Genomic DNA, 23,400 nt, shown 5'->3' on the forward strand with positions numbered 1-23,400 from the left:
TCGTTTCAGCGAACGAGATTTACGCTGGGGCCGACGTGCGGATCAAGTGATCGAACGCGCTGAGAGAAGCCTTGGCGCCCTCGCCCACCGCAATCACGATCTGCTTGTACGGCACGGTGGTCACGTCGCCGGCCGCGAAGATCCCGGGGATCGAGGTCTCGCCACGGTTATCGACAATGATCTCGCCGCGTGGCGACAGCTCGATGGTGCCTTTGAGCCAGTCGGTGTTAGGCAGCAGGCCAATCTGCACGAAGATCCCCTCCAGCTCGACACTGCGCAGTTCGTCAGTGGTGCGATCCTTGTAGCGCAGGCCGTTGACCTTCTGCCCGTCGCCGGTGACTTCGGTGGTTTGCGCACTGGTGATCACGGTGACGTTCGCCAGGCTGTGCAGTTTGCGTTGCAGCACGGCGTCGGCGCGCAATTGCACGTCGAACTCGAGCAGGGTCACGTGAGCCACGATACCCGCGAGATCGATGGCTGCTTCAACGCCGGAGTTACCGCCGCCGATCACCGCCACACGCTTGCCCTTGAACAGCGGGCCGTCACAGTGCGGGCAGTACGCGACGCCCTTGTTGCGGTATTCCTGCTCGCCCGGCACGTTCATTTCACGCCAGCGCGCGCCGGTCGCCAGGATCACGCTCCTGGCCTTGAGGGTCGCGCCGCTGGCGAAGTGGACTTCGTGCAACTCGCCGTCCTTGCCAGGGATCAGCTTATCGGCGCGTTGCAGGTTCATGATGTCGACGTCGTATTGCTTGACGTGCTCTTCCAGGGCTACAGCCAGTTTCGGGCCTTCGGTTTCCTGCACGGAAATGAAGTTTTCGATGGCCATGGTGTCCAGCACCTGACCGCCGAAACGCTCGGCGGCAACACCGGTGCGAATGCCTTTGCGCGCAGCGTAGATCGCCGCCGAGGCGCCGGCCGGGCCACCGCCGACCACCAGCACGTCGAAAGCCTGCTTGGCGCTGATTTTCTCGGCCTGACGTTCGATGGCGCCGGTGTCGAGTTTGGCGAGGATTTCTTCCAGGCCCATGCGGCCCTGGCCGAAGTTCTCACCGTTGAGGTAGATGCTCGGCACGGCCATGATCTTGCGATCGTTGACTTCGTCCTGGAACAGCGCGCCGTCGATGGCGACGTGGCGGATATTCGGGTTGAGCACGGCCATCAGGTTCAACGCCTGGACCACGTCCGGGCAGTTCTGGCATGACAGCGAGAAATACGTCTCGAAGTTGAACTCGCCCTTGAGCGAGCGGATCTGTTCGATCACTTCGACACTGGCCTTCGATGGATGGCCGCCGACTTGCAGCAAGGCCAGCACCAGCGAAGTGAATTCGTGGCCCATCGGGATGCCGGCGAATCGCAGGCTGATATCGGCACCCGGGCGGTTGATCGAGAACGACGGCTTGCGGGCATCGGTGCCGCTGTCGATCAAGGTAATCTGGCTGGAAAGACTGGCAACGTCCTTCAGCAGGTCAAGCATTTCCCGGGATTTCGCACCGTCGTCGAGGGAAGCTACGATCTCGATCGGTTGGGTGACCCGTTCCAGGTACGATTTCAACTGGGCTTTAAGATTGGCGTCCAACATACGGGCGATCTCCTGACTTTATTTGAGGCGAAAAAAGCCCGAGCGAATCTCGCCCGGGCTTTTCTATTGGGCGGTGCAGCTTACTTAAGTAGGTGCGGAGTTCCGCCCTGCATTGCGTGGCACAGACTTAGATCTTGCCGACCAGGTCCAGGGACGGAGCCAGAGTGGCCTCGCCTTCTTTCCACTTGGCTGGGCAAACTTCGCCTGGGTGAGCAGCGACGTACTGAGCGGCCTTGATCTTGCGCAGCAGCTCGGAAGCGTCACGGCCAACGCCGCCATCGTTCAGTTCAACGATTTTGATCTGGCCTTCAGGGTTGATCACGAAGGTGCCACGGTCAGCCAGACCGGCTTCTTCGATCAGCACGTCGAAGTTGCGGGAGATGACGTGGGTCGGGTCGCCGATCATGGTGTATTCGATTTTGCCGATGGCTGGCGAAGTGTTGTGCCAGGCAGCGTGGGCAAAGTGGGTATCGGTGGAAACGCTGTAGATCTCGACGCCCAGTTTCTGGAAGGCAGCGTAATTGTCAGCCAGGTCTTCCAGCTCGGTTGGGCACACGAAGGTGAAGTCGGCTGGGTAGAAGAACACTACGGACCATTTGCCTTTCAGGTCAGCGTCCGAGACTTGTACGAAGTCGCCGTTTTTGAACGCGGTAGCTTTGAACGGTTTTACTTGGCTGTTGATGATAGGCATTGATGACTCTCCGTCAGGGTTGTGAATTCGATGGATGAATCCTACCCACTCACTCGACGGATGGCTCATTGGCAAACCTGATGCTGCTGATTTGTTTTCGCTATTAGCTGACTGTATTAATAGAAGAAAACGATATCTACGGCGACAGCGGCTTATCCGTAATCCGAGCCATCCCGTGAAATGGGCTGACCTCAACATAGCGCATGGCTGATTTCATGTCCTTCCAGCCGACATAACTCATCAGCGATTTCAGATCCCAGCCACTTTGATGCGCCCAGGTGGCAAAACCACGTCGCAGCGAGTGGCTGGTGTAACGGTCGGCCGCCACGCCCGCGCGCTCCAGCGCTTGCCTGAGCAACGGAATCACGCTGTTGGCGTGCAGACCCTCCTCGCTCAAATTGCCCCACCGGTCGATCCCGCGAAACACCGGGCCGCGCACCAGTGCCGCTTCGGTGATCCACTGGATATACGCCTGCACCGGGCACAGGCGCAGCAATGCCGGCGCCTGATAGGTCTGCCCGAGGTTTTCCCGATCGCCCTTGCTGCGCGGCAGATACAGGGTGATGCCACTCCCCGCGTGCGCCTGCACATGTTCGATCTGCACCCGACACAGCTCATCACTGCGAAAGCCGCGCCAGAAGCCCAGGAGAATCAGCGCCCGGTCACGGTAGGCGCGCAGTAGCGCCGGACGATCCTGTTGCGCACGGGCGGTTTGCGCCTCCTGCTCGAGCCAGTCGACCACGCGCTCGAGATCCTGCAGCTGTAAAGGCTCGGCCTGCTTCTCCTGCGCCGGATGCACGGCGCGAATCCCTTTGAACACCTTGCGCACCACCGGCGCCTTGGTGGGGTCGGCAAAACCCTGGCTGTTATGCCACTGGGCCAGCGCCGACAGCCGCAATTTCAGCGTGTTGATCGACAGCACACCGGCGTAGGCCGCCAGATACCGCGCAACGCTGTCCGCCGTTGCCGGGAGGAATCCGCCCCAGGTCGTTTCGAAGTGCTCGATCGCCGAACGATAGCTGCGGCGGGTGTTGTCGCGGGTGGCGGCGTGCAGGTAGCGATCCAGATCGCTCATGGGCGGATTTCTCATTGCTGTACTGATAGGCGGCTGGAAACGCGATTCAACGCGCTTCACACGGGGTAATACCAGTATATCCCGCCTCTTCAATATCAAGCATTTAACTTTATTTTCAGCGTGGTACACTGTGTACTTTAGTGGCATGTACCACAGTACGTAATGGTAGGAGTAGTCATGGCCCGTGGCGGCGTAAACAAGGCGGTGGTGCAGATCGCGCGCGCGGCGATTCTCGCCCGCGGTGAACACCCAAGCATCGATGCAGTACGCATCGAGCTGGGCAACACCGGATCGAAAACCACGATTCATCGCTATCTGAAGGAGCTGGACGACGGCAGCGAGCCGGCCGATCCTGCGGCAGAACCCATTGATGACGAGCTGCTGGCGCTGGTTACGCGTCTGGCGCAACGCTTGAAAGAACAGGCCCAGGAACCAATCGACCAGGCCCGCGAAGCCTTCGAGCAACAGCGCCAGGCCCTGGAAGCCGAATTGCACCAGTTGCGCCAGGCCCACGCCCAGCTCGAGCAGCAGCATGAAATCCAAGGCGAAGCACTGGCCAGGGAGTCCGAAGCGCTGAGCGAAACACGCTCGATGCTGCAAACCGAGCAAACCCGCAACGCGGGCCTGAATCAGGCGCTGGCCGACTTCGAACTGCGCCTGCAGGACAAGGACGAGCAGATTCGCTCACTGGAAGAAAAGCACCTGCACGCCCGCGACGCCCTCGAGCACTATCGCAATGCGATCAAGGAGCAGCGCGAGCAGGAGCAGAGCCGGCACGAAGGGCAAGTGCAGCAATTGCAGATGGAGTTGCGCCAGGCCCAGCAGAGCGCGCTGGTACGCCAGGACGAAATCACTCAGTTGCACCGCGACAACGAACGCGTGCTGACCGAGAATCGCGGTACCCTGCGTGAACTGAGCCTGCTGCAGGATCAGCTCAAGCACAGCAATCAGCGCCAGGATCAACTGCTGGAACAGGCGGCCCGCGTCGACAGCGAACGCACCCTGCTCCAGGAGCGCTTACGCGTCGCCTTGCTGGAAAGCCAGACGCTCAAGCAGAACGTCGACGAACAGACCCAGCTCAATCAGTCACTGGAGAAAGAACTGGTCACCTTGCAGGCCAGCCTGAAAGACCACCAGCGTCCGGACGCTGCCGTTGCAGCAGCACCGGACGCGGCTGAGTCGAAGGACGCTTAAGCGCCAACCGGCGTGCGCATAGTGACAAACTCTTCGGCGGCCGTCGGGTGCACCCCGATCGTGTCGTCGAAGTCGCGCTTGGTGGCGCCAGCCTTCAAGGCGATCGCCAGGCCCTGGACGATTTCGCCGGCATCCGGTCCGACCATGTGGCAGCCGAGCACCTTGTCAGTCTTGCCGTCGACCACCAGCTTCATCAGCGTGCGCTCCTGGCATTCGGTCAATGTCAGCTTCATCGGCCGGAAGCGGCTTTCGTAGATCACCACCTCGTGCCCGGCGTCCCGCGCCTCTTCTTCGGTAAGGCCGACCGTGCCGATATTCGGCAGGCTGAACACCGCGGTCGGGATCATCTTGTAATCCACCGGACGGTACTGCTCAGGCTTGAACAGGCGCCGTGCGACGGCCATGCCTTCCGCCAGCGCTACCGGCGTCAATTGCACACGACCAATCACATCCCCAAGGGCGAGAATCGAGGGCTCGCTGGTCTGATACTGCTCATCGACCTTGATGAAGCCTTTGTCAGTCAGTTGCACGTCGGTATTTTCCAGCCCCAGGTTATCCAGCATTGGACGCCGCCCGGTGGCGTAGAACACGCAATCAGCCTCCAGCACGCGACCATCCTTGAGGGTCGCCTTGAGACTGCCGTCGGCTTGTTTGTCGATGCGCGCGATGTCGGCGTTGAATTGCAGATCCATGCCGCGCTTGGTCAGTTCTTCCTGCAAGTGCTTACGCACCGAGCCATCGAAGCCCCGCAGGAACAGATCACCGCGATACAGCAGCGTGGTGTTCGCACCCAGACCATGGAAGATCCCCGCAAACTCGACGGCGATGTAACCGCCACCAACCACCAGCACACGCTTGGGCAGCTCTTTGAGGAAGAACGCCTGATTGGAACTGATGGCATGCTCGTGCCCCGGGATCTGCGGAATCTGCGGCCAGCCGCCAGTGGCGATCAGAATGTTTTTCGCCGTGAAGCGCTCACCGTTGACCTCGACCTCATGCGGACCAACGATCTTCGCGTGAGACTCATGCAGGGTCACACCGCTGTTGACCAGCAGATTACGGTAGATCCCGTTGAGCCGGTTGATCTCGCGATCCTTGTTGGCGATCAGCGTGGCCCAGTCGAAATCGGCCTCACCCAGACTCCAGCCGAACCCGGACGCCTGCTCGAAGTCTTCGGCAAAGTGTGCACCGTAGACCAGCAGCTTCTTCGGCACGCAGCCGACATTGACGCAGGTCCCGCCCAGATAACGGCTTTCCGCTACCGCCACTTTCGCGCCGAAACCGGCCGCAAAACGCGCAGCGCGCACACCGCCGGAACCGGCACCAATCACATAAAGGTCAAAATCGTAGGCCATTTCTATCTCCTCGGCAGGCCATCAGCATACCCGCAGTCAACCTTTGGGCAAGCTCTGCCATCCATATAGGGGCGGAAAATGAAAAAGCCACCCGAAGGTGGCTTTTTCGTACACGCAGGACTGGCGCTCTTAGTAAGCCTTGCCAGTCTTGTAGAAGTTTTCGAAGCAGAAGTTGGTCGCCTCGATGTAGCCTTCGGCGCCACCGCAGTCGAAACGCTTGCCCTTGAACTTGTACGCCATGACGCAGCCGTTCTGGGCCTGCTTCATCAGGGCATCGGTGATCTGAATTTCACCACCCTTGCCTGGCTCGGTCTGTTCGATCAGGTCGAAGATGTCCGGGGTCAGGATGTAGCGACCGATGATCGCCAGGTTCGACGGCGCGTCTTCAGGCTTTGGCTTCTCGACCATGCTGTGCACGCGGTAGATGTCGTCGCGGATCATCTCGCCGGCGATCACGCCGTACTTGCTGGTTTCCTGCGGATCGACTTCCTGGATAGCGATGATCGAGCAGCGGAACTGCTTGTACAGCTTGACCATCTGGGTCAGCACGCCGTCACCTTCGAGGTTGACGCACAGGTCATCCGCCAGCACCACGGCGAACGGCTCGTCACCGATCAGCGGACGACCGGTCAGAATCGCGTGGCCGAGGCCTTTCATTTCGGTCTGACGGGTGTAGGAGAACGAGCACTCATCCAGCAGTTTGCGGATGCCGACCAGGTATTTTTCCTTATCGGTGCCCTTGATCTGGTTTTCCAGCTCGTAGCTGATGTCGAAGTGGTCTTCCAGAGCACGCTTGCCACGACCGGTAACGATGGAGATTTCCGTCAGACCGGCGTCCAGAGCTTCTTCAACGCCGTACTGGATCAGTGGCTTGTTTACCACCGGCAGCATTTCCTTGGGCATGGCTTTAGTCGCTGGCAGGAAGCGAGTACCGTAACCGGCTGCTGGGAACAAGCATTTCTTGATCATATAAGTCCTTGAAAGGGCTGTGTGTACGAGTTTCGGCGCAGTCTAATCAGGCGGCGTGCACCTTACAATGCCCCGCGCTGGCTAACCGATGTCAACATAGAGAAATAATCTCGCCGATAGTTCCATCGACGTCTTCGAGCAGAGAAATCAGCGTAGCTCAAACTGTCGGGTGCGCTCGTGCACCATACGCTCATCGCCCCCCAATGCGCGCTTTTGCCGGTATCATGGCGCCTTTGAACCAGCGAACGAGACTGATAGATGGCTGCGGTAAAAATCATCAACGGGTATGTGATCGACAAGAAAGACGGCAAGTGGAATCTGACCACGACCAATGGCGAACACATTGCCGGGCCTTTCGACAGCGAGCAGTTGGCGACTGATGTAGCGTCGGTGTTCACTGACACCCCTGCGTCGTCCAAGCGCCGAGGCAAGGATCAGGACTGATCGGTTGCCGTCTACGCCGAGCCCTGCCGTTGCGCAGGGCTTTTTTGTGGCCGCCGGGAAGCGCCGGGAAAACAAGTGGCCAATCGCTATAACCTTTTCATGCCGGCGCTGTCAGAGCGTTTAGCCCACTCCCTCGTTGAAGACGACACACCTATGAACATGAACAGATTGCTGCCGCTGATCGCGGTATTGGCCCTTGCCGGCTGCGCCACTTCTCAACCGACCTACCTGAACAATGGCGAACAGGGCCTGAGCATCGATTGCTCCGGCGAAGCCAACTCCTGGGCCACCTGCTATGAAAAAGCCGATGCGTCCTGCGCCGGCACCGGTTATCGCATCGTCGGCACCGACGGCACGCCGGCTGCCAAGGAAAGCGACAAGACCCTCGGGGTCGATGTCGGCAACTACAAGAACCGCAGCGTTGTGGTGGTGTGCAAGTAAGCCCTACATGTGGATTTCAGCGAACTTGATCCCCAGCCCGCGCACGACCTCGATCAGGTCGTCAAGACGGCCGAAGGACTCGACTTCGTCGTTGTCATCCACAAGGAAATAGCTGCGCCCGGCGCTTTTCTTGAAGAACACGATCCATTCGCCCGGATTCGCCGGGTTCTGGATCACATGCGTGGCAGAAATAAGGCCCTCTGCGTGCCGCTCCCGAACGTTTTCCCGCTTCATGCGCCTCTCCAGAAATGACAATGCCGCCCAGGCCTGACCTGGACGGCATTCATGCTCGTGACGACAGTTTATCAGCCGGAAATGCACGCCGTGGCGGCATTACGTACATCCCGGGGACGGATCGGCACGTTGGACATGCGCTCATGCAACTTGATGCTGCTGCCACCGGAGCGGTCTTCGACGTCAAATACCGCGGCCGGGCCGGACGACAACTTGCCCGGCACGATCACCCGAACGCCATCCTTGTGCGGCTCGACCTGCAGGGCGCCACGGCTGTCGGCGAGTTTTTCCGCCAGACACTGGGCATACTCATGGGGTTTCTTGCCGGAAATGACATTCATGGTGGGCAGCGTTTCGTTGATTTCCGCAACGTTCGCGCAACCACTCATAGCCAGTACCAACGGCAGACACACCACACCCCATTTCATACAAATCCTCCAATAAAGACCCTCCGACAGCATAAATGCCGTTTTTCTCCGAGGCTCACTGCATTTAACCCGCTTCGAATCGCGAATAACCGTTTTAAATTGTCAAAGCGACGCCCGACGGCCAGATAATAACCCGTCCGGGCTGATAAACTGCGCCAATCGATCCTGCTATCGTTTTGATTTTGTAGAAAAAGCCCTTCTGGAGGCGCCCATGAAATTCATTCACCAGCGCGAGCACCTCAACGAAGACGACATCGTCGTCATCCAATGCTCGCAAACCTGCAACATCCGCTTGATGAACGACGCCAACTTCCGCAGCTTCAAGAATGGCGGCCGCCACACCTATCATGGCGGCGCGTTCGACAAGTTTCCGGCGCGCATCACCGCGCCGAGCACCGGTTTCTGGAACATCACCATCGACACCGTCAGCCGCCGCGCCATCAGCGTGACCCGCAAGCCGACCCTGACTCACTCGATCAAGATCATTCGCCGTTCCAGCTCCAAGCTCAGCTGAACCGACCCCACTCAACCAGACAGGTAAGCATGACCGTGGCCCAAACGACCAAATACGTCATCAAGTACAAGCTCAACGGCGAGCGCCGCTTCGAGTTCGCCCAGCTGGAAAACGGCACGGCAGAAGAAGCCAAGGCCGCGCTCGACGCCCTGCATGGCCAAAGCGATGACGTGATCAGCGACATCAGCGTCAGCAAAGCCCTCTGAGACGCGGGTGACGATTTGACCGCAAGCGCCGGAGTGTTCCGGCCTCGCGGCCTGCCTAGACTGATTCGCCTGGACGTGAACCAAGGAATCAGCATGCCGATGTTGCCCCTCTCCCCGCTCGAAGCGCTCGACTGGACCACCCTGCACCAGCAACTGGACCAGGATGGCTGCGCCGTCATTCGCTCGCTGTTGCAGACGCAGACGTGCGATCACATGAGCGCCCTGTATGCGCAGAGCGAACCGTTCCGCTCGCAGGTCATCATGGCCCGGCACGGTTTCGGTCGCGGCGAATACAAGTATTTCCGCTATCCGTTGCCGTCCTTGGTGGAGCGCCTGCGCAGCGAGCTCTACGCGCAACTCGTTCCGCTGGCAAACGCCTGGCATGAGCGGATGAACCTGACGCCGCGCTTTCCTGCGTTGCACAGCGCGTTCGTGCAACGCTGCCACGCCGCCGGTCAGTTACGCCCGACCCCGCTGTTGCTGCAGTACGGTCCACAGGACTACAACTGCCTGCATCAGGATCTGTACGGCGAACACGTATTTCCGTTGCAAGTGGCGATTCTTCTGTCAGAACCCGGCGAAGACTTCAGCGGTGGCGAATTCGTCCTCACCGAGCAGCGCCCGCGAATGCAGACGCGCGTGCAAGTCATCGACATGAAAAAAGGCGATGCGTTGGTGTTTGCGGTCAATCAGCGACCGGTCAAAGGCTTGCGCGGCGATTATCGAGTGACCATGCGTCACGGCGTCAGTCGCCTGCACAGCGGAAAACGGCATACTCTGGGCATCATCTTTCACGACGCGTCATGACCACCATGCACACCACTTTCGACCTGTTCGCCGACACCGAACCCGAGCAGCCAGCACGCGCTGAGCAGATCGGCGAGCAATCGTGGCTGCTGCGCGGCTTTGCCCTGCCCGATCTCGAGCCACTGCTGCCGGCACTGGATTCGCTTCTCGCCCAGGCGCCGCTGCGCCACATGATGACGCCCGGCGGGTTCAGCATGTCGGTGGCCACCAGCAGTTGCGGCGCGCTCGGCTGGATCACCGACCGCAGCGGCTATCGCTATTCACCCGTCGACCCCCTCAGCGGCCAGCCCTGGCCGGACATGCCCGAGGTGTTCCGTGAACTGGCGCAGCGCGCTGCCAGCCAGAGCGGATTTATCGGCTTCACTCCTGATTCCTGCCTGATCAACCGCTATGTCCCCGGCGCCAAGATGTCATTGCACCAGGACAAAGACGAAAGCGCCTACACCGCGCCGATCGTTTCGCTGTCACTGGGCTTGCCGGCGATGTTTCTGTTCGGCGGTTTCGCCCGCAGCGACAAGACCCAGCGCATTGCCCTTCTGCACGGCGATGTGGTGGTCTGGGGCGGGGTCGACCGGTTGCGCTTTCATGGCGTGCTGCCGATCAAGCCGGGGCGCCATCCGCGCCTGGGCGAACAGCGCCTGAACCTGACCTTTCGCACCGCCGGATGATCGCGCAGAGTTTGACCGCAAGGGTCGGAGTGTTCCGGCCAGTGACGCTGGTTAACCTGAAGTCCTCAAGCTCAATGGACTCTCCATCATGAAAACGCTTTCGACCATGGCCAATATCGAAGACGATCCACGCTGGGCTGCTGTCGTCGCGCGCGATCCGCGGGCGGACGAACAGTTTGTCTATGCGGTGAAAACCACCGGCGTGTATTGCCGGCCGAGCAGCCTGGCGCGTCTGCCGAAACCGCAGAACGTCGAGTTCTTCGACACCGCGCAACAGGCCGAAGCCGCCGGCTATCGTCCCAGCAAACGCGCCAGCAAGGACCAGAGCGCGGTGGCCGCGCAACACGCGGCCACGGTTGCCGCAGCGTGCCGGCAGATCGAATCCGCGGATACCCTGCCGGCACTCAACGAGCTCGCGGCAAGCGCGGGCCTGAGCACTTTCCATTTCCATCGTGTGTTCAAAGCCGCGACCGGCCTGACGCCAAAAGGCTACGCCGCCGCACATCGCTCGCGGCGGGTTCGCCAGCATCTGGCGGACGGCGGTTCGGTGACCGAGGCGCTGTACGAGGCCGGCTTCAACTCCAACAGCCGCTTCTACGAAGCCGCCGACCACGTGCTGGGAATGAAACCCGCTGATTTCCGCGCGGCCGGGCAGAACAACGACATCCGCTTTGCCGTCGGCCAGTGTGCGCTGGGGGCGATTCTGGTGGCGCAGAGTGCGCGCGGGATCTGCGCGATTCTGCTGGGCGATGATCCGCATCAGCTGGTCTGTGACCTGCAGGATCAGTTTCGCCGGGCCAACCTGATCGGCGCCGACGCCGAGTTCGAGCAACTGATCGCCCGCGTCGTCGGCTTCATCGAAGCGCCGGCCATCGGCCTCGACCTGCCGCTGGATGTACGTGGCACGGCGTTTCAGGAGCGCGTCTGGCAGGCACTGCGGGAAATTCCACCGGGCAGCACCGCCAGCTATGCCGACATCGCCCTGCGCATCGGCTCGCCGAAAGCGGTGCGCGCGGTGGCCCAGGCCTGCGGTGCCAACAGTCTGGCGGTTGCCATCCCTTGCCATCGGGTGGTGCGCAGCGATGGCAACCTGTCAGGCTATCGCTGGGGCGTGGAACGCAAGCGTGAACTGCTGGCGCGCGAAGCCCGCGATTAGCCGATGCCGATGTAGATCGCTACCGATTCGGGGCCGGTGTAGGCCTCGAAGTCGGTGGCGAACCGCCGCTGCAGCTGCGGGTTCTGCTGAAAGTAATGCCAGATGAAACCCCAACTGGCGATCACCGTATCAGGCATCGGCCCCGATGCTTCGAACACCAGGTAGTCACCGCGCTCGATACGCACGGTGTGAAAATCCGCCGGCGGATCGACGACAGCGACACCCGCCGTTACATCGAACGCCCCCGCGGCATCCGACTCGTACGCCGAATAAACGCCATAGACCGGCGAATCGGGGCGCATCCCAGGAATGGCCTGCGCCAGACCTTTGCCAAAGAACTGCCCCCACATCGCGCCGATTTGCGCCGTTGCGGCATTGTGCTCGGTGGCGTTGGTGGTGCGCACGCGCAACCCGGCAACCGTGAATGAATCGACATGCTGGTGCTTCACTTCCATCGTAAACGCCGCTCCCTGTGCGCCGGATGCGGCCCGAGGGGGCCGCAGAGGCGCTCACTTTGTCAGCGATTGACGTCCACTACAACCCGCCCGCGCAGCTGGCCGGCGAGCAGTTTCGGTGCCGCGTCGATGGCTTCGCCGAGGCCGATTTCATGGCTGATCAGCGACAACAGGGCAACGTCCAGATCGCTGGCCAGACGCGCCCATGCCTCGATGCGCCGCGCCTTCGGCTGGGTCACGCTGTTGATCCCGGCCAGGGTCACGCCGCGCAGAATGAACGGTGCCACCGAGGCCGGGAAATCCATGCCCTGGGCCAGGCCGCAAGCGGCGACCGTACCCTCGGCGCGCGTGCTGGCACAGGCATTGGCCAGGGTGTGGCTGCCCACCGAATCGATGACTGCCGCCCAGCGTTCCTTGGCCAGCGGTTTGCCCGGTTCGGAGAGCGTCGCGCGATCAATGATTTCAGTGGCGCCGAGCTGTTGCAGATAGTTGTGCTCGGATACCCGGCCGGTCGACGCGACGACCCGATAACCCAGGCGACTCAACAAGGCAATGGCGAAACTGCCGACGCCGCCATTGGCCCCGGTGACCAGCACCTCGCCCTGCGCGGGTGTCACGCCATTGCGCTCCAACGCCATGATGCACAGCATCGCCGTGTAGCCGGCGGTGCCGATGGCCATCGCTTGCGCCGCGGTGAACGCCTCGGGCAGCGGGATCAACCAGTCGCCGTTGAGCCGCGCCTTCTGCGCCAGACCGCCCCAATGCGTCTCGCCCACACCCCAGCCGTTGAGCAACACTTGATCGCCGACCTTGTAGTCAGGGTGCGAGCTGACTTCGACGGTGCCGGCCAGATCGATCCCCGGCACCATCGGAAACTTGCGCACCACCGGGCTGCTGCCGGTGATGGCCAGGCCATCCTTGAAGTTCAGCGTGCTATACGCAACCCGCACCGTGACATCGCCCTCGGGCAACTGCGCGTCGTTGATCTGCTGCAGGCTGGCGCGGTAACCATTGTCGTCTTTGTCGATCAGAATGCCGTTGAACATGACTGCCTCTCTGCGATGAATTTCAGCGTGTCGGGCCATTGAAATAACACAAAGCAACATTTTGCCCCACTCGACTTTCCGCCAATCGGCGAAACCGCCGGGTGAATCCAACGCGGGCGTCTATGCTTTTTCGACGGCCCGCCCAAGTCCCCCGAGCGGCCCTTGTCGATGGAGTTGACGATGTTGCGCACGCGCACCGTGTTTGCCTGGCTGATGCTCGGCGCTTTGCTTTTCAACGTTGCCTTGGCGGCACCCGCGGCGAAAACAGCCAGCCCTGGCGCCGATGAGCCGACCTGGCCGCAAGTGATCAGCAGCGGCAAGGCCAAACTCACCGTCTATCAGCCGCAGCTCGACAGCTGGGACGGCTATACCCTGCTGGGCCGCGCGGCGGTGGAGGCGACGGCGGCAGATGGCAAGGCGACCTACGGCATCGTCGAGTTCAGTGCCCACACCCTGGTCGACAAGGCGACGCGCTGGGTCGCGCTCGACCAGTATCAGATCATCAAGGCCGACTTCCCCGCCGACGCCCGCCAGGCCGATACCTGGCTGGCCACGCTGCGCCAGGATGCGGCCAAGCGCAAGAAAACCATTGCCCTCGATCAGCTCGAGGCCGCCGTCGGTGTTCTGGCGGCCGAACAGAAAGCCGAGACCGCGACACTGCAGAACACCCCGCCGACGATCATCAGCAGCGACGTTCCAGCCATCCTTGTCTACATCGATGGCGAGGCGGCCTATCGAGCGGTCGACGGCACCCCGCTGCAACGGGTGATCAATACCCGGCCCTTGCTGCTCAAGGATGCGCAGGGCAAGCACTATCTGCATGTGTTCGATGGCTGGATGGTCGCCGATCAGTTGGGTGGCCCCTATGCGCTCCTGCCCTCGCCGCCCGCCGACCTGGAGAAAGCCAGGCAGGCGGCAGTCCAGGGCCGCCAGGTGGATCTGCTCACCGGGCAAAGCGATCCGCAGGACAAGATCCCCCACCTGGCAAAACCGCCGCAGCCGAAAATTTTCATCGCGACCACACCCAGCGAACTGATCGTCACCGACGGGGCGCCGCAATGGCTGCCGATCCAGGACACCCAGTTGCTGTATGTCAGCAACACCACCGGGCACCTGTTCAAGCAGATCGGCGATCAGTACAGCTACGTGCTGATCTCGGGGCGCTGGTTTCGCGCCAGCGACATGAACGGGCCTTGGACGTTTGTCCCGGCGGATAAACTGCCGGCCGACTTCGCCAACATCCCCGATGACAGTCCGAAGGAAAACGTCAAAGCCTCGGTGGCAGGCACGCCCCAGGCCAAGGAAGCGGCGATTGCCGCCACCATCCCGCAGACGTCGGCCATCAACAAAAGCGCCGTGAAGATGAGCGCGCCGCAGTTCGACGGCGAGCCCCAGCTCAAAGCGATTGACGGCACACCGCTGCACTATGTGTTCAACAGTTCGACGCCGATCATTCGTGTCGATGACAGCCATTGGTATGCGGTGGAGAACGGCATCTGGTTCAGTGCCACAGCGGTCACCGGGCCGTGGACGGTGGCCGGCGCGGTGCCGGCAGTGATCTATTCGATTCCGCCAAGCTCACCGATGCATTACCTCACCTACGTCAAAGTCTACGAAACCAGGGGCGACACGGTGGTGGTCGGCTACACCCCCGGCTACCAGGGTTCGACGCTCGACCCGGCCACGGGCGTGGTGGTCTACGGCACCGGTTACCCGTATACGCCGTGGGTCGGCAGTGTCTGGTACGGACCGCCGCTGACGTACGGTTTTGGTGTCGCCATTCGCTACACCCCATGGACCGGCTGGACGTTCGGCTTCGGTTTCGGCTGGAGCTGGGGCGGCAGCACCGCCGCCCTGGGCTGGGGATGGGGCGCCTACCCCTGGTGGGGCAACTACGGCTGGGGTTATGCATGGGGGCCGCACTTGTATCCGGCCCCGCTGGCCTGGGGCGGCGCGGCCTACGGATACCGCGGCGGCGCGGTGGCGTGGGGCCCCGGCGGCTGGGCCGGCACCACCGGCAACCTCTACCGGCAATGGGGCGATCGCGCGACCGTCAGTCGCTATGGCGCAGGCTATAACGCCTGGACCGGCAACCGCTGGGCCGGCCAGGTGAGTTCCTCCTATAACTCGCGGACCGGCGTCGCCGCCGCGGGCCAGCGTGGCGCGGTGCACAACGTCTACACCGGCAACTACGCCGCCGGGCGCAGCGGCGAAGTGGTCGGGCCGAATGGTGGCGCGATTGCCGGCGGGCGAGTCACGGCGGGCAATGTGCGCAACGGCACACAGGTCACGGCCAATCGTGGCGCGGTCTATAACCCCAACACCGGCACCACCAGCCAATATGGCGGGATCCGTGGACGTAACAGCGGCGCCGCGCGGATCGGTGACAATGTGTACGCCGGGCATGACGGCAACGTCTACAAAAAGACCGACGCTGGCTGGCAGTCGATGGTCAAAGGTGGCGCCACTCACACGCCGGTCAACAACAATGCGCAACTGCAAAATCTCAATCGCGATTCTGCCGCACGCAACTTCGGCAATCAGCGATTGAACAACTTCCATCACTCGTCACAATTGATGAACCACTCTTTCGGCGGTGGAGGTGGCGGATTGCATCGGCGCTGAGCCGAAACCGCTCAGGCTACAAATCACGGCTGGCCGAGCAGGCACTTTTGCTGGTAAAAAAACCGCCTCCGGCGCCCCTGCCCCGTTTTGTCCTTCGGAGTCATTTCCATGAGCCAATGGCCAGATACCCGCATTCTCGACTTGCTTGGCATCGAATTGCCGATCATCCAGGGCCCGATGGCCGGTGCCACCGATTCGTCAATGGTGATCGCAGTGTGCAACGCTGGCGGCCTGGGATCGATGCCGGCGGCGATGCTCAGCATCGAGCAGCTGCGCGCAGAGCTGCAAACGATTCGCCAGGGCACCGCCAGGCCATTCAACGTCAACTTCTTCTGCCACCAGCCGCCCGCTGCCGATGAGCCGCGAGCGCGTGAGTGGAAAAATCTGCTGGAGCCTTACTACCGCGAGCTGGGTGTCGACTTCGACGCGCCGACACCGGTGTCGAACCGCGCGCCGTTCGATGCCGCGGCCTGTGAAGTGCTGGAAGAATTCCGCCCGGAAGTGGTGAGTTTCCATTTTGGTCTGCCGGAAAAATCCCTGCTCGATCGAGTGAAGGCCACCGGGGCGAAAATCCTCTCGTCGGCAACCACGGTCGATGAGGCGATCTGGCTGGAGCAGAACGGCTGCGACGCGATCATCGCCATGGGCTACGAAGCGGGCGGCCACCGCGGGATGTTTCTCAGTAGCGACCTTGATAGCCAGGTCGGCACCTTTGCCCTGGTGCCGCAAATCGTCGATGCCGTGAGTGTGCCGGTGATTGCCGCCGGCGCCATTGCCGATGCGCGCGGTGTCGCGGCGGCGTTCATGCTTGGCGCCGCGGCAGTGCAGGTCGGCACAGCGTACCTGTTTACCCCGCAGGCCAAGGTCAGCGCCTCGCACCACAAGGCCCTGCGCACGGCCAAGGAAAGCGAAACGGCGCTGACCAACCTGTTTACCGGGCGTCCGGCGCGCGGAATTCTCAATCGGGTGATGCGCGAGATCGGCCCGATGTCAGACAAGGCGCCGGCGTTTCCTCTGGCCGGCGGCGCATTGATGCCGTTGCGCGCCAAGAACGAAGCGCAGTTCAGCAACCTCTGGGCGGGCCAGGCCTTCACGCTCGGCAAAGAGTTGGACAGTGCCGAACTGACGCGCCAACTGGCCGAAGGTGCCCTGGCGAAACTGACTCGCAGCTGAGCGCCGGCGTGGTGGCAATTCACGGTTCTCGCCACGCTTCTGCGGCAACACATTCCGTTTAGCGGCATTTCGCTATATATTCCGATATATAGCGAATCACCCCTCGCATCGGCGCAGTCAAATCCAATAACAACTGCCCACTGCACTTGCCATCAACGGAGCTGTTACATGACCATTCGTGCCTCACGTTTTGCCCCTACCTGCCTGGCTTCCTTGCTGGCGGTGTTCGCCATCGGCGCGGTTCAGGCCGACGAAGTCCAGGTCGCGGTGGCTGCCAATTTCACGGCACCGATCCAGGCCATCGCCGCCGATTTCGAAAAAGACACCGGGCACAAACTGGTCGCCGCCTACGGCGCCACCGGGCAGTTCTACACCCAGATCAAAAACGGTGCACCGTTTGAAGTGTTCCTTTCGGCCGACGACACCACACCGGAAAAACTCGAGAAGGAAGGCGACACCGTCAAAGGCTCGCGCTTCACCTACGCCATCGGCACCCTGGCGCTGTGGTCGGCCAAGGAAGGTTACGTCGATGCCAAAGGCGACGTACTGAAGAAGAACGAGTACCAGCACTTGTCCATTGCCAACCCGAAAGCGGCGCCTTATGGCCTGGCCGCCACCCAGGTGCTGGAAAAACTGAATCTGACCCAAGCGACCCAAGCCAAGATCGTCGAAGGCCAGAACATCACCCAGGCCTACCAGTTTGTCTCCACCGGCAACGCCGAACTCGGTTTCGTCGCCCTCTCGCAAATCTACAAGGACGGCAAGGTCAGCAGCGGCTCGGCGTGGATCGTTCCAGCGAGCATGCACGACCCGATCAAGCAGGACGCGGTGATCCTCAACAAAGGCAAGGACAGCGCCGCCGCCAAGGCACTGGTCGAATACCTCAAAGGCCCGAAAGCCGCTGCGGTCATCAAGTCCTACGGTTACCAGCTCTAAATGGCGCTGACGAGTGCCGATTTCGCGGCGATCTGGCTGACCCTGAAACTGGCGTCGCTGACCACCGTGATCCTGTTGGTCGTCGGCACGCCGATTGCCTTGTGGTTGTCGCGTAGCCGCTCCTGGCTGCGCGGCCCCGTCGGCGCAATTGTCGCCCTGCCCCTGGTGCTACCACCGACCGTGATCGGGTTTTACCTGTTGCTGGCGCTGGGTCCGAACGGCTTTATCGGCCATTTCACCCAATGGCTGGGGCTCGGCACCCTGACGTTCAGCTTCACCGGACTGGTGATCGGTTCGGTGCTCTATTCCATGCCGTTCGTGGTGCAGCCATTGCAAAACGCTTTCTCCGCGATCGGCACACGCCCACTGGAAGTGGCCGCGACCCTGCGCGCCAATCCGTGGGACACTTTTTTCAGCGTGATCCTGCCGCTGGCGCGCCCCGGTTTCATTACGGCGGCGATCCTCGGCTTCGCCCATACCGTCGGCGAATTCGGCGTGGTGCTGATGATCGGCGGCAATATTCCCGACAAGACTCGCGTCGTTTCGGTGCAGATCTACGACCACGTCGAGGCCATGGAGTACGCCCAGGCCCATTGGCTGGCCGGGGCCATGCTGGTGTTTTCGTTCCTGGTGTTGCTGGCGCTGTATTCCAGCCGCAAGACCCGCGCAGGCTGGAGCTGATCGATGATTGATGCACGTCTGCAACTGGCGTACCCGGGCTTCAGCCTCGACGTCGATCTGCACCTGCCCGGCCGTGGCGTGACCGCGCTGTTCGGCCAGTCCGGCTCGGGCAAAACCACCTGCCTGCGCTGCATCGCCGGCCTGGAGCGGGCCGGGCAGGCGTTTATCCGCATCAACGACGAAGTCTGGCAGGACAGCGAAAATGGCATTTTCCTGGCTCCGCATAAACGCGCGCTTGGCTATGTGTTCCAGGAAGCCAGCCTGTTTGCGCATCTTTCGGTGCTGGCCAACCTGCAATTCGGCCTCAAGCGCATCACCAAGACCCAGCGCCGCGTGGACATGGCACAAGCCACGGAACTGCTGGGCATCGGCCATTTGCTCGAGCGTCACCCGCAGCATCTGTCCGGCGGCGAACGCCAGCGTGTCGGTATCGCCCGCGCACTGCTGACGAGCCCGAAACTGTTATTGATGGACGAACCGCTGGCCGCCCTCGACAGCCAGCGCAAAAGCGAAATCCTGCCGTACCTGCAACGTCTGCACGACGAGCTCGATATTCCGCTGTTGTACGTCAGCCACGCTCAGGATGAAGTCGCGCGCCTGGCCGATCATCTGGTGCTGCTGGAGGACGGCAAGGCGCTGGCCAGCGGGCCGATCGGCGAAACCCTGGCGCGTCTCGACCTGCCCTTGGCCATGGGTGACGATGCCGGCGTGGTGATTGAAGGCCACGTCAGCGCCTATGACGCCGACTATCAGTTGCTCACCCTGCAACTGCCGGACAGCCTGCTGAGTATCCGCGTGACCCATCAACCGATGGCCACGGGCCAGGCACTGCGCTGCAAAGTGCAGGCCCGGGATATCAGCCTGACCCTGCACAACAGTGAATCCAGCAGCATTCTCAACCGCCTGCCGGTGACCGTGGTCAGCGAGCAGGCAGCCGACAATGCCGCGCATGTGCTGATCCGCCTCGATGCCGCTGGCACCCCGCTGCTGGCGCGCATCACTCGCTACTCGCGAGACCAGTTGGGCGTGCACACGGGCCAGCAACTGTGGGCGCAGATCAAAGCGGTGGCGGTGCTGGCGTAAATCCGCGGGCACCACCGGCATGGCGTGCGGTCAATCGCTGTAACAGCCTGATTTGCCGCCAAGGAAAACTGCCATGCCCGATACCGCGCTGCTCGATGTGTTGCCTCCGGACCTGCATTACGTCGACGACACCCAGCCCGGGCTCTCCCGCAAGAAGCTGCGCGGCAAGTTCTGCTACTTCGATGCGGCAGGCCAGCGCGTCACCGATCCCGATGAAATCAAGCGCATCAATGCCCTCGCCGTACCACCGGCATACACCGACGTGTGGATCTGCGCCGACCCGCGCGGCCACCTGCAGGCGACCGGGCGCGACGCCCGCGGCCGCAAGCAATACCGTTATCACCCGCGCTGGCGCGAAGTGCGCGATGCCGACAAATACTCACGCCTGCGCGAATTCGGCATGGCCTTGCCCAAATTGCGCAAACAGCTGGAAGCCCTGTTGGCAGCGCCCGGCTTCAGCCGCGACAAAGTCATGGCCACGGTGATTACCCTGCTCGACGCCACGCTGATCCGCGTCGGCAACAGCCAGTACGCCCGGGACAATCGCTCCTATGGCTTGACGACCCTGCGCAGCCGCCATGTCGAGGTCAACGGCAGTGCGATTCTGTTCCAGTTTCGCGGCAAGAGTGGTGTCGAACACCAGATCACCGTCAAGGACCGACGCCTGGCGCGGATCATCAAGCGCTGCCTGGAAATCCCCGGGCAGAATCTGTTCCAGTACCTCGACGAAAACGGCGAGCGGCACACCGTCAGCTCGTCCGACGTGAATGCTTATCTACAGACCCTCACCGGCGCCGACTTCACCGCCAAGGACTACCGGACCTGGGCCGGCAGCGCCCTGGCCCTGGCAGTCCTGCGCGAGCTGCAATGGCAATCGGAAAGCGAAGCCAAGCGGCATGTGGTGGAGATGGTCAAGGGCGTTGCCCGGACCTTGGGCAACACCCCGGCGGTGTGTCGCAAGTGCTACATCCATCCGGCCGTGGTCGAGCATTTCATGCTCGGCGCCCTCGCCGAGCTGCCCAAACCGCGTGTGCGCAAAGGCCTGCGCAAGGAAGAAGTGGCTCTGGCGCTGTTTCTCGAGCGCATGGCCGAGGTAGCCGCTGCGCCTTGAACCCGGCGCCGGTCTCGACTAGGCTAGCGACCTCTCCTTCCTTCAGGACGACCGCAGAAGTGAACAACTGAGCCTTCAAAAAACGTAATCGCGACACGCCTTCAAGGCGCTTGTCACCGTTCACGACATTTTTTGGAGGTGCCGATGACTCACGTCTCGCGTACGCCTGTGCTCGTCTCCCTGAACCAACTGGGTTTTCAGTTCGCCAACGGTCAGACGCTGTTCAATGATCTCAACCTGACCTTCGACCACACGCCCACCGCCATCGTCGGGCGCAACGGTATCGGCAAGAGCGTGCTGGCGCGCCTGATCGCCGGGCAATTGCACCCGACATCCGGGCGCATCCACTGCCCGGTGGACGTCGCCTATGTGGCGCAATCCCCGAGCCTCGCACCTGAGGAAAGCGTGGCCGAAACCATCGGCTGTGCGGCCGTTCTCCATGCATTGGAGCGGGTGAATCGCGGCAGCGCGTCGGTCGAAGATTTCGACATTATTGACGATCAGTGGGATCTGCCCGAGCGCCTGCGGCGCATGCTGGATGACGCCGGTCTGCCGGGCGTCGCGGTGACTGACCTGACTGAGCATCTGAGTGGCGGTCAACAGGCACGCGTTGCACTGATTGGCGCATTGCTGAGCCAGGCCCGGGTGCTGATTCTCGATGAACCCAGCAACCATCTGGATGCGCCCGGCCACCGCTGGCTGCTGAACGCGCTGGAGCGATGGCGTGGCGGGTTGATCGTGGTCAGTCATGACCGGTCATTGCTCGATCGCATGCAGCGCGTTATCGAACTGAGCGCGTCCGGCGCAAGCGATTTCACCGGCAATTATTCGGCGTTCCGCCAACAGCAACAGCGGCTTCAAGCGGCAGCGCAGGCGCGACTCGATCAGGCGCGAAGCGAGCGCCAACGCGAACGACAGCGAATGTGCCGCGAACACGACACCATCCAGCGCCATGCCGCGACTTCCAGGCGCAACGCCGACACCGCCAACATCGCCAGTTTCGAACGGGTGGCCATAAAAAGCGCTGCCAGGGACATCATGGGGCATGTCCGCCACGGCCATCAGGCGCGCAAAGCCGAGCTGGACGCACAGGTGCGTGACGCCTATGCCGAGGTGGTTCCCGAAACCGGCGTGCTGATCAATTTGCCTGGCAGCACGGTGCCGGCGACGCGGCAGGTGTGCACTTTGGTGGAGGCGGTTTTACCGTGGTTGCCGAGCGACGCGCCGACGAGCCGGCTCAGCCTCAACCTGTGCGGCCCCCTGCGCATCGCCGTCAGCGGCCCCAACGGGTGCGGCAAATCGACCTTGCTGAAACTGCTCGCACAGACGCTGGCACCGGCCGCCGGCGAATGCACGACGCACGTTCCGCTGGCCTTTCTCTATCAGCAACTGGCGCTGCTGGACGATCAGCGCTCGATCATCGAACAGCTGTTGGCGCAAGGTTCAGCTCTGAGCGAGGGCACCTTGCGCAGCCACCTCGCCCACCTGCAACTGGACGCTCGCCGCGCGACCCAGCCCTGCGCGGCGCTGAGCGGCGGTGAACGCCTCAAGGCTGCACTGGCCCTGGCCTTGTGGGGAAAAACCGCAGCGCAGTTATTGCTGCTCGACGAACCGACCAACCATCTGGACCTGGCATCGGTGGAAGCTTTCGAACAAGCCTTACAGACGTTTCCAGGGGCGATTGTCGCGGTTTCCCACGACCAGGCGTTCCTCCAGGCGTTGAACCCCAGCCATTACCTGCGTTGGCAGCCGAGCGGGTGGCAGTTGCAACCGACGAATTGACCTGTCTATTTTTTGCACGATTTGCCGGGGCTTCTATAGTTGATGTGGAACGATCAGCCGCGGTGACGCCATGGAAGACATATTCGTCGTGAAGCGCTGCAACAAGATCATCATCCACGGCCGTCGCGCCGGAGAAAGCCTGCATGAGCCAGCCGAGGCACTCGGTTGGTACCGCATCTGCGACACGCGAACCGGTGGCTTCATCGGCGACGGCTACGATCTCGAAGCAGACGCCCGACGTGAATGTCAGCGGCTCAACGCCGTCAGCTCGCGAGCACCGGCCCCGCAGTCGTCCGGCTGATACCTGTCACTTACGGGTCTATACTGAAACCAGCTGAAGGAGCAGCGCCCCAACGGCAGAGAGCTCGCGCTTGCGGGCTTTTTGCTGCCCCGCAGCGGTTTCATCAACGGAGGTGTCCCATGTCCGAAAAAGAGTCCATCACCACCCTCCTCACCTTGCTCGATGCACGGCAGGCGCGCCTCGCGGCGGCCTGCAAAGAGATCGCCGACTGGGTCGATCATCAGGGCGGCCATCCGACAGCCCTGCGTATCCGTGACCGGCTGAACGACATCGAAAAAGACACTCCGCTGATCCGCAGCACCTTGTCGACGCTCAAACCCATCGAGCGGCCACTGCCACGGTTCAGATGAGGATCCGATAGCCGGGTTCTACAAGCCGAACTGGCGGTTGAGCGACGACGCATCAGTTGCTCGCCGGCTGCCGGTTGGCCGGGTGTGCTTTCT

The 23,400-nt window shown here is 61.9% G+C and carries 26 protein-coding genes; 17 read left to right on the forward strand and 9 right to left on the reverse strand.

Annotated elements, in window-relative coordinates:
- Positions 1-19 precede the first annotated feature (19 nt).
- The 3 genes from ahpF to QRN70_RS02850 all read right to left on the reverse strand — a co-directional run bounded on the left by ahpF (position 20) and on the right by QRN70_RS02850 (position 3,348).
- On the reverse strand, positions 20-1,582 hold the full coding sequence (gene ahpF / locus QRN70_RS02840) for an alkyl hydroperoxide reductase subunit F (RefSeq protein WP_285415707.1): 1,563 nt from the start codon (positions 1,580-1,582) through the stop codon (positions 20-22).
- A 127-nt stretch (positions 1,583-1,709) separates the two neighbouring features.
- Complete coding sequence (ahpC, locus tag QRN70_RS02845; RefSeq protein ID WP_003224621.1) at positions 1,710-2,273, reverse strand: alkyl hydroperoxide reductase subunit C; 564 nt, start codon at positions 2,271-2,273, stop codon at positions 1,710-1,712.
- 136 nt (positions 2,274-2,409) lie between these two features.
- Complete coding sequence (locus QRN70_RS02850; RefSeq protein WP_285415708.1) at positions 2,410-3,348, reverse strand: site-specific integrase; 939 nt, start codon at positions 3,346-3,348, stop codon at positions 2,410-2,412.
- Positions 3,349-3,525: 177 nt separating this feature from the next.
- Between QRN70_RS02850 and QRN70_RS02855 the strand changes: the two genes are divergently transcribed.
- Positions 3,526-4,542 (forward strand): DNA-binding protein, encoded by a 1,017-nt coding sequence (locus tag QRN70_RS02855; protein WP_285415709.1) that lies wholly within the window; start codon positions 3,526-3,528, stop codon positions 4,540-4,542.
- On the opposite strand, the gene gorA is transcribed toward QRN70_RS02855, so the two are convergent.
- Positions 4,539-5,897 carry a glutathione-disulfide reductase gene (gene gorA, locus QRN70_RS02860; protein WP_285415710.1) on the reverse strand — a complete coding sequence of 453 codons (1,359 nt, stop codon included), beginning with the start codon at positions 5,895-5,897 and terminating at the stop codon, positions 4,539-4,541. The two genes, QRN70_RS02855 and gorA, sit on opposite strands and share 4 nt — an antisense overlap.
- Before the next feature lie 129 nt (positions 5,898-6,026).
- Entirely contained in the window at positions 6,027-6,866 is an 840-nt protein-coding gene (gene galU / locus QRN70_RS02865) for a UTP--glucose-1-phosphate uridylyltransferase GalU (RefSeq protein WP_007912230.1), read from the reverse strand.
- Positions 6,867-7,124: 258 nt separating this feature from the next.
- On the opposite strand from galU, the gene QRN70_RS02870 reads away from it, so the two are divergent.
- Entirely contained in the window at positions 7,125-7,310 is a 186-nt protein-coding gene (locus tag QRN70_RS02870; protein ID WP_007964653.1) for a hypothetical protein, read from the forward strand.
- Positions 7,311-7,463: 153 nt separating this feature from the next.
- Positions 7,464-7,751, forward strand: a complete 288-nt coding sequence (locus QRN70_RS02875; protein ID WP_285415711.1) for a hypothetical protein — start codon at positions 7,464-7,466, stop codon at positions 7,749-7,751.
- A 3-nt stretch (positions 7,752-7,754) separates the two neighbouring features.
- On the opposite strand, the gene QRN70_RS02880 is transcribed toward QRN70_RS02875, so the two are convergent.
- Positions 7,755-7,985, reverse strand: coding sequence for a hypothetical protein (locus QRN70_RS02880; protein WP_285415712.1), 231 nt, complete (start codon positions 7,983-7,985; stop codon positions 7,755-7,757).
- 71 nt (positions 7,986-8,056) lie between these two features.
- Positions 8,057-8,413, reverse strand: coding sequence for a hypothetical protein (locus QRN70_RS02885; RefSeq protein WP_285415713.1), 357 nt, complete (start codon positions 8,411-8,413; stop codon positions 8,057-8,059).
- A gap of 211 nt (positions 8,414-8,624) precedes the next feature.
- On the opposite strand from QRN70_RS02885, the gene QRN70_RS02890 reads away from it, so the two are divergent.
- From QRN70_RS02890 to ada, 5 genes are all read left to right on the forward strand, one after another.
- Positions 8,625-8,927, forward strand: a complete 303-nt coding sequence (locus tag QRN70_RS02890) for a DUF1883 domain-containing protein (protein ID WP_285415714.1) — start codon at positions 8,625-8,627, stop codon at positions 8,925-8,927.
- A 29-nt stretch (positions 8,928-8,956) separates the two neighbouring features.
- The gene (locus QRN70_RS02895; protein WP_285415715.1) at positions 8,957-9,133 is read left to right on the forward strand and encodes a hypothetical protein; all 177 of its coding nucleotides are present in this window, start codon (positions 8,957-8,959) and stop codon (positions 9,131-9,133) included.
- A gap of 93 nt (positions 9,134-9,226) precedes the next feature.
- Positions 9,227-9,940, forward strand: coding sequence for a 2OG-Fe(II) oxygenase (locus tag QRN70_RS02900; protein ID WP_285415716.1), 714 nt, complete (start codon positions 9,227-9,229; stop codon positions 9,938-9,940).
- A 5-nt stretch (positions 9,941-9,945) separates the two neighbouring features.
- Positions 9,946-10,608, forward strand: coding sequence for a DNA oxidative demethylase AlkB (alkB, locus tag QRN70_RS02905; RefSeq protein ID WP_285417995.1), 663 nt, complete (start codon positions 9,946-9,948; stop codon positions 10,606-10,608).
- A gap of 88 nt (positions 10,609-10,696) precedes the next feature.
- The gene (gene ada, locus QRN70_RS02910; protein ID WP_285415717.1) at positions 10,697-11,764 is read left to right on the forward strand and encodes a bifunctional DNA-binding transcriptional regulator/O6-methylguanine-DNA methyltransferase Ada; all 1,068 of its coding nucleotides are present in this window, start codon (positions 10,697-10,699) and stop codon (positions 11,762-11,764) included.
- Here ada and QRN70_RS02915 read toward each other — a convergent pair.
- Positions 11,761-12,219 carry a GyrI-like domain-containing protein gene (locus QRN70_RS02915; protein WP_285415718.1) on the reverse strand — a complete coding sequence of 153 codons (459 nt, stop codon included), beginning with the start codon at positions 12,217-12,219 and terminating at the stop codon, positions 11,761-11,763. The two genes, ada and QRN70_RS02915, sit on opposite strands and share 4 nt — an antisense overlap.
- 62 nt (positions 12,220-12,281) lie before the next feature.
- Entirely contained in the window at positions 12,282-13,265 is a 984-nt protein-coding gene (gene acuI / locus QRN70_RS02920) for an acrylyl-CoA reductase (NADPH) (RefSeq protein WP_285415719.1), read from the reverse strand.
- Positions 13,266-13,445: 180 nt separating this feature from the next.
- On the opposite strand from acuI, the gene QRN70_RS02925 reads away from it, so the two are divergent.
- From QRN70_RS02925 to QRN70_RS02965, 9 genes are all read left to right on the forward strand, one after another.
- Positions 13,446-15,890 carry an autotransporter gene (locus QRN70_RS02925; protein ID WP_285415720.1) on the forward strand — a complete coding sequence of 815 codons (2,445 nt, stop codon included), beginning with the start codon at positions 13,446-13,448 and terminating at the stop codon, positions 15,888-15,890.
- A 108-nt stretch (positions 15,891-15,998) separates the two neighbouring features.
- Positions 15,999-17,063, forward strand: a complete 1,065-nt coding sequence (locus tag QRN70_RS02930) for an NAD(P)H-dependent flavin oxidoreductase (protein ID WP_285415721.1) — start codon at positions 15,999-16,001, stop codon at positions 17,061-17,063.
- 168 nt (positions 17,064-17,231) lie between these two features.
- Positions 17,232-17,999, forward strand: coding sequence for a molybdate ABC transporter substrate-binding protein (gene modA / locus QRN70_RS02935; RefSeq protein WP_285415722.1), 768 nt, complete (start codon positions 17,232-17,234; stop codon positions 17,997-17,999).
- Positions 18,000-18,680 (forward strand): molybdate ABC transporter permease subunit, encoded by a 681-nt coding sequence (gene modB / locus QRN70_RS02940; protein WP_285415723.1) that lies wholly within the window; start codon positions 18,000-18,002, stop codon positions 18,678-18,680.
- 3 nt (positions 18,681-18,683) lie between these two features.
- Positions 18,684-19,763, forward strand: coding sequence for a molybdenum ABC transporter ATP-binding protein (gene modC / locus QRN70_RS02945; protein WP_285415724.1), 1,080 nt, complete (start codon positions 18,684-18,686; stop codon positions 19,761-19,763).
- A 73-nt stretch (positions 19,764-19,836) separates the two neighbouring features.
- Positions 19,837-20,874 carry a DNA topoisomerase IB gene (locus QRN70_RS02950; RefSeq protein WP_285415725.1) on the forward strand — a complete coding sequence of 346 codons (1,038 nt, stop codon included), beginning with the start codon at positions 19,837-19,839 and terminating at the stop codon, positions 20,872-20,874.
- Between the two features lie 144 nt (positions 20,875-21,018).
- The gene (locus tag QRN70_RS02955) at positions 21,019-22,656 is read left to right on the forward strand and encodes an ABC-F family ATP-binding cassette domain-containing protein (protein WP_285415726.1); all 1,638 of its coding nucleotides are present in this window, start codon (positions 21,019-21,021) and stop codon (positions 22,654-22,656) included.
- 70 nt (positions 22,657-22,726) lie between these two features.
- Positions 22,727-22,957, forward strand: a complete 231-nt coding sequence (locus tag QRN70_RS02960) for a hypothetical protein (RefSeq protein ID WP_285415727.1) — start codon at positions 22,727-22,729, stop codon at positions 22,955-22,957.
- Between the two features lie 119 nt (positions 22,958-23,076).
- Positions 23,077-23,307 (forward strand): hypothetical protein, encoded by a 231-nt coding sequence (locus QRN70_RS02965; RefSeq protein ID WP_285415728.1) that lies wholly within the window; start codon positions 23,077-23,079, stop codon positions 23,305-23,307.
- Positions 23,308-23,400 lie beyond the last annotated feature (93 nt).

It is taken from the genome of Pseudomonas sp. efr-133-TYG-5 (genome assembly GCF_030209175.1).
Taxonomy (GTDB): Bacteria; Pseudomonadota; Gammaproteobacteria; order Pseudomonadales; family Pseudomonadaceae; genus Aquipseudomonas.